The following is an 11366-nucleotide window of genomic DNA, read 5'->3' as shown; positions in this document are numbered from 1 at the left end:
AAAGACACCTTTTTTGTCGAATGCGTTTTCGGATAGCGCAAACGTGCAGATCCCGCTTCCGATAGGTATCCGCTTCCTCGGCCGTGCGGTGAAAATAACGGAATTCTGCTTGGTTCGGCTACCGGTAAGGGTAATGATACGATGGGTTGTTTTTGCGAACAGCCGCGAATGGATTACCTACTTTGGGGAGGCGTTACTTTTGACGACCGAAAATATGCTGGAACTGATGAAAAACAGACGCAGTATCTACGGAATCAGCAAGGAACAGACCGCATCCGACGAAAAGATCCGCGAACTGATCGAGCAGACGCTGCTGCATGTGCCGTCCGCGTTCAATTCGCAAAGCGCGCGCGTCGTCGTCCTGCTCGGCGAGCATCACGACAAACTGTGGGATTTCACGACGAACATTCTCAAAGAAATCGTGCCGGCGGACAACTTCGGACCGACCAAAGAAAAAATGGACAGCTTCAAAGCGGGCTACGGCACGATCCTCTTTTTCGAAGACGAGTCGGTCATTCGCGGCATGCAGGAGCAGTTCCAGGCTTACCAGGACAATTTCCCGGTCTGGTCGCAGCAGTCTTCGGGCATGCACCAGTACGCGATCTGGACGCTGCTTGAAGCGGAAGGCTACGGCGCTTCGCTCCAGCACTACAATCCGCTGATCGACGAGAAGGTCAAGCCGGAATGGGACATCCCGGAAAGCTGGAAGCTAGTCGCGCAGATGCCGTTCGGCAAGATCACGGCTCCGGCGGGAGAAAAGCAGTTCAAACCGCTGGAAGAGCGCTTGAAATGGTTTAAGTAAGCTTCGCGCAGCGAGTGCGGCAATACGAATCAAAGACCGCTCAGGAACGCCGAACATGGCGCGCTGGCGGTCTTTTTGCGTCTAAAACAATTTTTCCTGCTGTACTTCCGGTTCGGGCGCTTCGTTCTTCTCCGGCGCGTCCGGCTCGCTGTCCGCCCTCGGCGGCCACGGCGCTCCTTCGGGGATAGGCTGGCCGAGCAGCTCCATCAGCTCCAGCGCGTTCGGCGTGGCGTCTTTGTCGGAATTGTTGTTGAACGCGACGTAGACGTGCTTGGACTGCTTCTCCAGTTCCAGCAAAATGTCGCGCCACTCGCTCAGTTCCTCGGTGCTGTAGCGGTACAGGTAGCGCAGCTTGCGCCAGTTCGGATCGCTGCTTTTGTGCCAGCCGCCCACGTTGCGCCCGTGCATGCGGACGTACGTCGCTTCGTCGCTGGTCGCGCGGGCGATGATCGGGATCGAGCCGCTGCCGGCCTGGGGTTCGTCGACGACGGTCTGAATCCAGCCTTCTTTGCGCATGAAGTCGAGTGTCTTGTCTTGAAACTGCGGCGAATACCAAGATTGATGCCGGAATTCGAGCGCGCACGGAACGTCTTTCATAAACTCGCGCGTAATGCGCAGCTTCTCGACGTTCTCGCGGGTACAGTCGAACCAGGGCGGGTATTGGAACAGCGTCATGGTCAGCTTTTTGGCGTCGATGACGGGTTCCAGGCTGGTATGAAAAGCGGCAAACATTTCTTCGGCGGTATCGAAATAGTTCTTTTTGCCGCGAAGATGGTCGGTCATGCCTTGATACGCTTTGATAACGAACCCGAAATCTTCCGGCGTCTGCGACACCCATTTTTCGTAGTTTTTCACGGGTTGGATCGCGTAAAAAGAACTGTCCAGCTCTACCACTTTGAACGTCTCGCTGTAAGCGGGCAGCCGCTCGGCGGGTTTCTTTTTGCCGTACAGCTCGTCGTGGTCGCTGAAGTTGGTCAATCCGACGGTGATGATAGGAATCTCCTCCTTAGGCAGGGCTTGCGCTTGTTTCGACCGGGTCTTTTGACGTGAACAAGCCGGTGTGTGCTAGTTATTACACGCGGCAGGGCGTTTGCAATCGGAAAAAAGGTAGGACAGAGCTGTGTTTTTAGTTAAAATGGGAATCAAATAGGCGCGAAAAGAGATTCGTAAAAAGAAATCGAATAGGATCAGGGGGAACGGTTATGGAAAACAAACTCGAAAAGCTTGAACGAAACTCGGCCGAAGAACTGGCGCAGCGCCAGTTGGATTGCTATAACGCGCACGATCTGGAAGGGTTTTTGGCGGTGTATGCGGAAGACGCGAAGCTGTACAATCTGCTCGACGGGACGCTGATGGCCGAAGGCCGCGAAGCGATGCGCGAGCGGTACCGCAAACGGTTCGAAGAGGACAACGTGCACGCGAAGCTGGTCAACCGAATGGTGATCGGCAGCCGGGTGATCGACCATGAAGAAGTGACCTCGAATGCCTCGGACCGCGCGCTTCAAGCCGCCGCGATCTACGAAACGCAAGGCGGATTGATCCGGGCTGCGTGGTTCGTGAACGAGTAGGCCGATAGACAAGCCGCCGCAAGCCGAACGACGATATTCGGTAGCGTTCAGGCGCGGGCGGGAGTTTATGAGGCGTCGAGCGACGAGAAAGATGGATCGCGGAGAAGAAGACGCACCCAAGATGGGCAAGCAGCGGGAAAATGACGAGCAAAAGATAGACACGAGCAAAAGGTAGGGCTGCGATAGGATAAGGAAAGCCGAGATGGGAAAAGGATAGGCAAAACGGGTTAAAAGCTGCGACGAGGCGAAAGGGTGCAGGGGTTGGCGAAGCTGCCGCGTTTTTCGGGTATACGGCGCTTTTTGCTGAATAAGTGCGTATGTGCAATTGTTTCGCCTGAAGAATCGGCAAATCGTAAAATAAGTGCGTATGTGCAATTGTTTTGCGGAAAATAGGGCGGAATGCCGGGAGGCGCGCGAAATAATTGCACTCTGGCACTTATTTCGTCCAGAGCGGCAAAAAAAGAGGAAATAGGTGCAGATACGCACTTATTTCCTTTTTCGTGTTGAAATGCGGGTATTAGCCCAGCATCGGGTTTCCGGTCATGCCGACCCATAGTTCGGACTGCTCCAATTGCGCCGCGATTTGCAGTAGCAGGTCTTCGCGGCCTTTGGCGGCGATCATCTGCACGCCGAGCGGCAGGCCGTCGCCGGTGAGGTGCAGCGGCAGGCTGGTCGCGGGCTGGCCGGTCAGGTTGGCGAGCTGGGTGAACGGGGTGAACGTCAGGCTGCGTTCGAAAATATCGTACAGCATCCGGCGCTGTTCGCCTGCCGAAAGCTCGCTGACTGCCATCCACGGAGCTGCCGTCTCCGGCGTATGCGTCAGTTCGCCGACCCGCGGAGCCGGGTAAGCGGTCGCCGGCGTCACGTACAGATCGTAGCGGGTCGACAATTCGGCCATTTGCGCGGCGGCCACGTCCCATTCGTTCAAGCTGTGCACGAATTCCGCGGCGGATACGTTTTTGCCCGCTTCGGCGAATACCCAGGTGATGATATCGACTTCGTCGGGCCGGATGCTACGGCCGAGCATTTGCTCCAGCGAGATGAACATGGCGGACACTTCGCCCGCGTTCATCGTGTAATAGTTTTCCATCAGGCGAACGCCGTTGACGGGGCTGAGCTTCTCTTCGACGTGGTGGCCCTGCTGCTCCAGCCACTTGACCGTCTTAAGTACGGCTTGCACGGCGTCGTCACTGACGGGCGAGCCGACCGGCGAAGCGGTCGTGAAGGCAATCCGCAGCGGGCGCGAATGAGGCGCCCGCATGTCTTGGGCATAGACGCCCGGGTAGAGGGGCGTCTGGAACGCGGCTTCGGGCTGCAACACTTGCAGCAGGTCCAGCAGCGCGGCGCTGTCGCGCACGGTGCGCGACAAGGCGAAGTCGATCGACGCGCCTTGCCATTGTCGGCCCACGCCGGGGCCGACGGGGGTTCGGCCGCGCGTCGGCTTGAGGCCGAACAGGCCGGTGAACGACGCCGGGATACGGATCGAACCGCCGCCGTCGCTGGCACCGGCGGCGGGCACGATGCCCGAGGCGATAGCGGCTGCCGCGCCGCCGCTGGAGCCGCCCGGGGAATACTGCGGATTCCACGGGTTGCGGGCCGGGCCGTGCAGCGTCGGCTCGGTGATGTTTTTCAAGCCGAACTCCGGCGTGTTCGTATGGCCGAGCGGGATAAAGCCGCCGGCGCGCAGCCGCGCGACGTAGTTGGAATCGCGGCGGGCGATATGGTTTTGGAGCAGGGCGGAACCGGATGTCAGCGGTTCGCCGGCCAGCGCTTGCGAGATGTCTTTGAGCAGGTAGGGCACGCCTGCGAACGGGCGATCCGCATCCGGCAGGGAAGCGGAAGCCGCTTCCCGAAGCGCGGCTTCGCGGCGTTCGCGCACGACTGCGTTCAAGGACGGATTGACTTCGTCCATGCGCGCAAAAGCGGCGTCCGCCAGCTCGGAAGCGGAAACTTCCCGTGCGCGCAGCAGCTCTGCCAGCCCGACGGCATCGTATTGGACATAATCTTCGAATTTCATAAGCAGCTCCTTTGAGTGGATATGGATATGGCATAGGGATTAAGCGATTGCGATAACCTGATTGTACAGATAACCCGATTGTACAGCAAAGACAGCCGGGATGTACGCTGTTGGAGCTGCCGTCCGCTTGCAAAACTTCTGTCGGCACGCGCAGTGGAGCGGAAAGAAAGATGTTGCGAGAATCCATCTTTTTTATCGAAAAAGAAGCCAATCGAGCGTTAATGTTGCAGAAATCCATCATTTTCGACCGATTTGGCGAGTACTTCGCGTTGGCTACGGAAAATGATGGACGTACGCAACATTCCGGCGCATTCCGCATCGAGCATGACGGAAAACGATAAACATATGCCAGACTCCGCCGGATGGGGTATCATTCGTCCGTTGCGGAAACCACAAACATACGCCCTATGCCACCGGATTGGAACTCGCTCACTTTTGAAATAACAAACGCATGCTCTATCCCACCAGATGAGGTCTCGCCCTCCGCGGATTCGTACCTGAACGCTCCCTCGTTATTCCTCTCAGCATCCTGCACCCGTAAAATCGGAAAGAAGGCAAAACAAAAAAAGCAAAAGACGACCGCTCGGAGCGGATGTCGTCTTTTGCTTTTGCTCATAATGACCGGGTAGCGGTCTTGATTGCGAAAAGCATCGAACGAATCGAACCAACAGGAAACGGTCCCGAATCAGCGCCTACCGTCTGGACTCGGCGCCACCGTCCAACTAAGTGCCCTATCGTCCCGGCTAAGCGCCCGCCGTTCCGGCGGCATCCAACGGGGCCGCTGCGGCCGACGTTTCCGTTTCGGACAGCAGTTCGCCGGCGGCGAGCTGCACGTTGTTGCGTCCGTGCTGCTTGGCGCGGTACAGCGCTTCGTCGGCCAGTTTGGTCAGGCGGTTGAGCGGTCGCCCCGGTCGGGCTTCGACCAGGCCGAAGCTTGCCGTCACGCCGACCGGACCCGCGCTTGTCGTAACCGGGCCGGAAGCCAACTCGCGGCGGACGTTTTCCAGCAGCGCGTAGGCGTCTTCCAACGTGCGGCCCGGCAGGCAAAGCGCGAACTCCTCGCCGCCGTAACGGCCAAAAATGTCGCGGTCGCCCAGATAGATTTTGCAGGAATGAACGACGTGGCAGATTACCTGGTCGCCTACGTCGTGACCGTGCGTATCGTTGATCGACTTGAACTTGTCGATATCGAACAGCGCAACGGTCAACGGTTCGTCGATCCGCCAGGCTTCGATCAGCCGTTTTTCCGAACATTCGACGAAGTGGGTCCGGTTGAAAATCTGCGTCATCCCGTCGTGCGTCGCCATGCGCTCCAGCTTGCGGTGCAGCAGTACGTTCTCGGTGACGTCCAGCACCACCACGGTGCGTCCGGCCGGAGCGCCGCCGCGTTTGTTGTAAACGGGAGACGAACGGAAGCGGTAATAACGGATTTCGTTGTCCGCCAGACACTCGACCTGCCGGTCCTCCGAATCAAGAAAAGCCATATCGGCATCCTGCGAACGGAACATCTGGCGAGGAAAAGCGTCGACCGCCGTTTTGCCGATCAGATCGGACGTCAAAAAAGGAAACATCTGCGAAGCGGCTTTGTTGTAGTCGGCGATGCGTCCGGCCGCGTCCAACACAAGCACGCCGTCGCGCATGCTTTCCAGAATGTTTTCGCGCACGACCGGGGTCGAAGTCAGCATGCCCGCCGACAGGATCGCCCAGCAGTACAGCAGGTTCGTCATGCTCATGGTGGCGGGAACCGGATCAATATGGTAGGGAGTGAGGTTCATCATATAGATCAACGAGGTACCGATCGGGATAAACAGACCGAGGAACATGGTGATGGTCTGTTTGCGGTACACGTTTAACGTCTGACGCATGTGGCGCGCCAACAGCCACATGCCGACGACTCCGCAGCCGAGCGTGTAACTTCCGTTCACCACGTACCAAAAACCCATGACGAAATCGACCAGCGGCCACGGCGCGTCGGCGCGAAGCTCCATGCTCTGGTACACCAGACCGTGCAGGTCGTTGGTCAGCATCAGCAGCGAGGTCACGGCGGGAATAGCCAAAATGCCGATCGTGGCGCGTTTGGTCGTCAACCGTTCGCGACCGACGTAATGCAGGACGACCAGCAGGTTGAGCGGGGAAATAAACGGCAGTCCCAGATACTCGAACGAGATCCAGAACTTGATTTTGTCGAGCGACGAACTGGCAAGTTCCATCGAACTGCCGAACGTGTAAATCGCGGTTGCGATCGACATCCATATGAATACGTGCATGCCCGAAAATCTCGTTTTCCGGGACGACACGTATACGGCCAGCAAAATACTGAGCACGCCCGATATGGCAAACAGCGCGATAAAAGTCGAAAAGGCGGCATTCATGAAAGTGAAGGCTCCTGTCAATTAAAATGATGATTCGCGGTAAAGCAACTTTTCGGAAACGCTCGGAATAGCATCAAGATCATAACACAAAAAAGCGCCGGAAAGGCGCTTGTTGTATTCGAAAAAACAAAATATATCTTCAATTGGATTCAATATTCCAATACTTGTGCAGCGGACCGTTGTCTCCGTGTACGGGATCGGTCCGCGGAAGAGGGACTTTGGCGATTTCCGCGTGCGCCTGTTCGTACTTGCCGTCGTTTTCGCTGCGCATATTGTAATCCATGCCTTCCGGGTAAGCGCCCACGACCCGAAAGTCGTCGCTGGCCAAAATCCGTTTATGTCCGGTTCCGGCAGGCAGCACGATCACGTCGCCGGCTTTGAGGTCGAACGAGCTGCCGTTTTCGCCGCCGACCAGTACCAACAGCGTTCCGTGCGTCACGCCGAGCACTTCGTGCGTGTTGGTGTGGTAATGATGGTAATTGAAAATGCCGTTTTCCCAACTGTTCCGCCAGCCGTTGCCGTTGAAGACGGATTCGCTCCATTCGGGCTTGTCTTCAAGCGCGCCGGGATACAGGATCACGGGCAGGTCGGGGTTGTTGGGAATAATGCCGTCGTCTTTAAAATAAAAATAATGTGCGGCGCGTTTCGTCTCCATGTTTCGAACCTCCGTTTTATCATAGGCTTCGCAGCCGGGTTGCCGTTTAGATGCTTGTGGCAATGATTACCCCAAATTGCAGGCGAGCGACAGAGCATGTTGCAAGAAAATCCATATTTTTGCGGCAAAAAACGGACTGTAGCGGCTATAATAGCGGATATGCCGGTGTAGACCGGACAAGCTTTCCCGAAAGGAGCACCGGATTTGCTGATATGGAGCCTGTTATCGTATATGACGGAGGAAAATTTGCAGGAGTGGATGGAGCGTTTCCGGGCTCTCGGTCCGCTGCCGGGCATTTTCCTGACGTTTCTTAAATCGTTCGTGCCTCCTTTGCCGACCGCGGTCATCGTGGGAGTCAACGCTGCCGCTTACGGGTTGTGGTTCGGCTTTTTGTATTCGTGGATCGGCTTGATCGCAGGCTGCATGACCACGTTCCTGATCGTGCGCGCAATCGCGTCGCATCCGTATTTCCTGCGCTGGTCCGAACGCCCGAAAGTACAAAAAAGCCTGGTTTGGGCGCGGCGCAACGCGTTCAGCTTCGTGTTTATCCTGAGCATGATGCCGATCGGCCCTTTCGCTCTCGTCAACACGGCCGCCGCCGTCGTCCGTATGCCCAAACTCGCTTTTTTCCTCGCGATCGCGGGCGGCAAAGCGATTATGGTACTGGCCGTCTCCTACGTCGGGCATGACCTCGGCCGCTTTATCGAACGGCCGTACGAGCTTTTGTACGTGGTCGGGTTTTTGGCGCTTTCTTTTTGGGGGAGTCGGAAGGCCGAAGCTTATTTTACTCGGTCGTCGGAGTAACGTGGGTACGGGGGACTGCGGGGAGGGTGCGTTTCGGTCGCGTGTTGAAATCGGGAAATTTGATCCTGGTACTTTGACCGCTTAAGGTGTTAGGTTGCGCCCCTCAAAAACCCGCTTAACCCGTGCGTGTTTCCGCTGAACGCAAACCTCAGATTAAAACAAGACAAGCTACTAGTTTAATGGGATTTCCCGATTTCAAAGGTGAACACTAGCATAGGCTTCCGAAGTGCATTTCTTCGAAATGCTTTAGCTCCTACACGCACCTTCCCCTGCGTCCCAGCTCAATCGCTCGCATGTGGGGGTTAGGGAGGGTAGAGCACCGTTTTCTTCCGAAGGAAAACGGTGAAGCTTTTTGTAGGGGACTTCGGTGGGGCGAAAGCCCGTTTCGGTGGAACTCCATTACAGCGGAAATCCATTACTGTAGTGACATTGTAGTGAATCTACTTGGAGCAGATCTGTTCACCTTGAGCGTTCTTGCATATGACGACGGACATTCTTATAGTAAAAATCTTTATAGTAAATATATTGATGGTAAACATCTTCACCGACAGCGCTCGCTTGCAGAGCGCTATTTTCTTTTCCCTTCCCCCTCCGGCTTCGCCGGAGGTAATAGCCTATTGGCGGAAAAGAGAATCCAGTGAAGGAGCGTCAGCGTTCGCCTTTGAATTTGGGAAGCTCCCTTCGTCCAATCCAATCCAAGCTTCCCAAATTCAACACGCGACCGGAACGGGTTCTTTTTGGAGCCACCCAGGCATAATCCTTCGCTGAAGCTTCCCAAATTCAACACGCGACCGGCACGGGTTCTCTTTGGGGCCACCCGGGCGCAATCCCGTACGGCATTCATTTTATAAAGCGCTATCATCCATGCGATCAAATAGGCTATAATCGGCTTATTCATGGTAAACAAGGCGAGGGGGAAATGTTTTGGGCAAAAGAATCGAAGTTTTCGAAAACGCTTTAAGCCTAGTGTTCGACGTGACGGCGGAAGGGGATGTCCGGTTGCTCCACGGAGGTATTTTACCGTTCGAACAAGGACTGATCGAGGAGAAGGCGGAGCAGGGTTTTCGCGTGTTGGAAGTACAGCTCAGCGGGGAAGATCGGGACGAGTATCACGGGCGGAGCCATCGGGCGTCTTACCCGGGATTGCGGATGAAATATGTGCGGCATTATGAGGAGCGCAATGAGACGGGGCTTCTGTTCGTGCTGGAGATGAACGATCCGGCGACGGGGCTGGAGACGGCTTCTTTTTACCAGTTCCATAACGGGCTTGCGGTGTTCAAAAGCTGGACGGAGCTGCGCAACAAAGGCTCGGAAGAGCTGGGCGTGGAGTACGTATCGTCGTTTTCGCTGAATGGGTTGGCCAAAGACGGCGCGCTCGACCAGGACGACAAAATGAAACTGCATCTGGCGCACAACGGTTGGCAAAGCGAGGTGCAATGGCGGTCCAATACGCTGCCGGAGCTGGGATTGTCGCATATGACGGATCGCAGTTCGAAGCGGGTGAGTCTGAGCAATACGGGTTCGTGGGCCGCCGCCGAGCATCTGCCGATGGGACTGCTGGAGAACGAAGAAGCCGGAACGACGCTGTTCTGGCAGATCGAGCATAACGGGTCGTGGCATTGGGAGCTGCTCAACCAGTTCGACCATCTGTCGCTGCTGGTAAGCGGCCCGTCGGAGCACGACCATGGCTGGTGGAAAAAGCTGCTGCCCGGCGAGTCGTTCGTGAGCGTGCCGGTCGCGGTCGGTTTCGTGCGCGGCGGTTTCGAAGAAGGGATCGGCGAGCTGACCCGCTACCGCCGCGCCACGCGTCGCCCGAACACGGACAACGAGAAGCTGCGCGTCATTTTTAACGACTACATGAACTGCCTGTGGGGCAATCCGACGACGCAAAATCTGCTGCCGTTGATCGACGCCGCGGCGGACGTGGGCTGCGAATATTTCTGCATCGACTGCGGTTGGTATTCGCCCGGCAAGTGGTGGGACGGCGTGGGCGAGTGGCTGCCGTCGGAAGAACGTTTTCCGGAAGGCATCAAATACGTGCTGGACTATATTCGCGGCAAAGGCATGATCCCGGGACTGTGGCTGGAGATCGAAGTGATGGGCATCAGCAGTCCGAAGCTGGCGGAGACGGACGATTCGTGGTTCTTTATGCGTCATGGAAAAAGGGTCAAAGACCGCAGCCGCTACCAGCTCGATTTCCGCAATCCGGCGGTGGTGTCGCACGCGGACGAAGTGATTCGGCGGTTGGTCGAAGAGTACGGCGTCGGTTATATCAAAATGGACTACAATATCAACGCCGGCGTCGGAACGGAAACGGACGCGGACAGTCTGGGCGAAGGTCTGCTGGGCCACAACCGGGCGTATCTGGCGTGGATCGACCGCACGTTTGCGACCTATCCGGAACTCGTGATCGAGAACTGTTCCAGCGGCGGGATGCGGATGGATTACGCGATGCTCAGCCGTCACAGCATCCAGTCGACGAGCGATCAGGAAGACTACGTGAAATACGCGCAGATCGCGGCCGGTTCGCCTGCGGCGCTGACGCCGGAGCAGTCCGCGATCTGGTCGTATCCGCTGCGCGAAGGCGACGACGAGGAAGTCGTGTTCAATATGGTGAACGCGTTGCTGCTGCGGGTGCATCAGAGCGGGCATTTGGCCGAACTGAGCGCGCCGCGCCGCGAGCTGGTTCGCGAAGCGCTTGAGCTGTACAAGTCGATTCGGGGCGATATTCGCGAAGCGCTTCCGTTTTGGCCGTTGGGACTGCCTAAAGTCGAAGACGGATGGGTCAGCTTGGGTCTGCGCCGGGGCGCGAAGCGTTACGTCGCGGTCTGGCGTCTGGACGCGGAAGCAAACGAAGCCGCGCTTCCGTTGCCGGGCATGAACAGCAAAGCCGCGGACTGCCGCCTGTTGTATCCGCAAAGGCGCCCGGGCGGCGATTGCGTCTGGGATACCGAAGCGGGCGTGCTCAAAGTACGGCTCGAACGAAGCCGGACGGCGAGATTGTTTGAAGTGACGGAACGTTGATCCGAACGGTTTGAATAAGCAAGTCGCTGTGAACAAGCAAAAAGACCACAGCCCGCCGAAGCGGGGGTGGTCTTTTTTATGTGTTCGTTACCGCGGCCCGAAGACTTTGGCCGACGTCGATCGG

General features: G+C 56.9%; 9 protein-coding genes. 5 read left to right on the top strand and 4 right to left on the bottom strand.

Annotation, left to right across the window (positions count from 1 at the left end; all coding sequences use genetic code 11):
* Positions 1-214: 214 nt before the first annotated feature.
* Positions 215-802, top strand: a complete 588-nt coding sequence (locus tag WKI47_RS20350) for a nitroreductase family protein (protein ID WP_340229042.1) — start codon at positions 215-217, stop codon at positions 800-802.
* A gap of 81 nt (positions 803-883) precedes the next feature.
* Here the strand turns inward: WKI47_RS20350 and WKI47_RS20345 are convergent, their stop codons facing one another.
* Entirely contained in the window at positions 884-1795 is a 912-nt protein-coding gene (locus WKI47_RS20345; protein WP_340229041.1) for a DUF72 domain-containing protein, read from the bottom strand.
* Positions 1796-2004: 209 nt separating this feature from the next.
* Between WKI47_RS20345 and WKI47_RS20340 the strand changes: the two genes are divergently transcribed.
* On the top strand, positions 2005-2370 hold the full coding sequence (locus WKI47_RS20340) for a nuclear transport factor 2 family protein (protein WP_340229013.1): 366 nt from the start codon (positions 2005-2007) through the stop codon (positions 2368-2370).
* Positions 2371-2887: 517 nt separating this feature from the next.
* On the opposite strand, the gene WKI47_RS20335 is transcribed toward WKI47_RS20340, so the two are convergent.
* Positions 2888-4387: an amidase gene (locus WKI47_RS20335; RefSeq protein ID WP_340229012.1), complete on the bottom strand. Its 1500-nt coding sequence runs from the start codon at positions 4385-4387 to the stop codon at positions 2888-2890.
* Between the two features lie 110 nt (positions 4388-4497).
* On the opposite strand from WKI47_RS20335, the gene WKI47_RS20330 reads away from it, so the two are divergent.
* The gene (locus WKI47_RS20330; RefSeq protein WP_340229011.1) at positions 4498-4728 is read left to right on the top strand and encodes a hypothetical protein; all 231 of its coding nucleotides are present in this window, start codon (positions 4498-4500) and stop codon (positions 4726-4728) included.
* A gap of 402 nt (positions 4729-5130) precedes the next feature.
* Here the strand turns inward: WKI47_RS20330 and WKI47_RS20325 are convergent, their stop codons facing one another.
* Together WKI47_RS20325 and WKI47_RS20320 are read right to left on the bottom strand one after the other, a co-directional pair.
* Positions 5131-6759, bottom strand: a complete 1629-nt coding sequence (locus WKI47_RS20325; RefSeq protein WP_340229010.1) for a histidine kinase N-terminal 7TM domain-containing diguanylate cyclase — start codon at positions 6757-6759, stop codon at positions 5131-5133.
* A 139-nt stretch (positions 6760-6898) separates the two neighbouring features.
* On the bottom strand, positions 6899-7414 hold the full coding sequence (locus WKI47_RS20320) for a cupin domain-containing protein (RefSeq protein WP_340229009.1): 516 nt from the start codon (positions 7412-7414) through the stop codon (positions 6899-6901).
* 204 nt (positions 7415-7618) lie between these two features.
* Between WKI47_RS20320 and WKI47_RS20315 the strand changes: the two genes are divergently transcribed.
* A complete protein-coding gene (locus WKI47_RS20315; RefSeq protein WP_340229008.1) occupies positions 7619-8218 on the top strand; it encodes a TVP38/TMEM64 family protein in 600 nt (199 codons plus the stop codon).
* Between the two features lie 924 nt (positions 8219-9142).
* Positions 9143-11242, top strand: a complete 2100-nt coding sequence (locus WKI47_RS20310) for a glycoside hydrolase family 36 protein (RefSeq protein WP_340229007.1) — start codon at positions 9143-9145, stop codon at positions 11240-11242.
* Positions 11243-11366: the final 124 nt, after the last annotated feature.

Origin of the sequence: Saccharibacillus sacchari (assembly GCF_037722395.1) — a bacterium.
GTDB lineage: Bacteria > Bacillota > Bacilli > Paenibacillales > Paenibacillaceae > Saccharibacillus > Saccharibacillus sacchari_A.
This window is presented reverse-complemented; position numbering and strand designations above follow the sequence as displayed.

Coding starts and splice junctions, on each gene's coding strand:
- WKI47_RS20350 (WP_340229042.1), top strand. CDS start 215: ATGCTGGAACTGATGAAAAACAGACGCAGTATCTACGGAATCAGCAAG.
- WKI47_RS20340 (WP_340229013.1), top strand. CDS start 2,005: ATGGAAAACAAACTCGAAAAGCTTGAACGAAACTCGGCCGAAGAACTG.
- WKI47_RS20335 (WP_340229012.1), bottom strand. CDS start 4,387: ATGAAATTCGAAGATTATGTCCAATACGATGCCGTCGGGCTGGCAGAG.
- WKI47_RS20325 (WP_340229010.1), bottom strand. CDS start 6,759: ATGAATGCCGCCTTTTCGACTTTTATCGCGCTGTTTGCCATATCGGGC.
- WKI47_RS20320 (WP_340229009.1), bottom strand. CDS start 7,414: ATGGAGACGAAACGCGCCGCACATTATTTTTATTTTAAAGACGACGGC.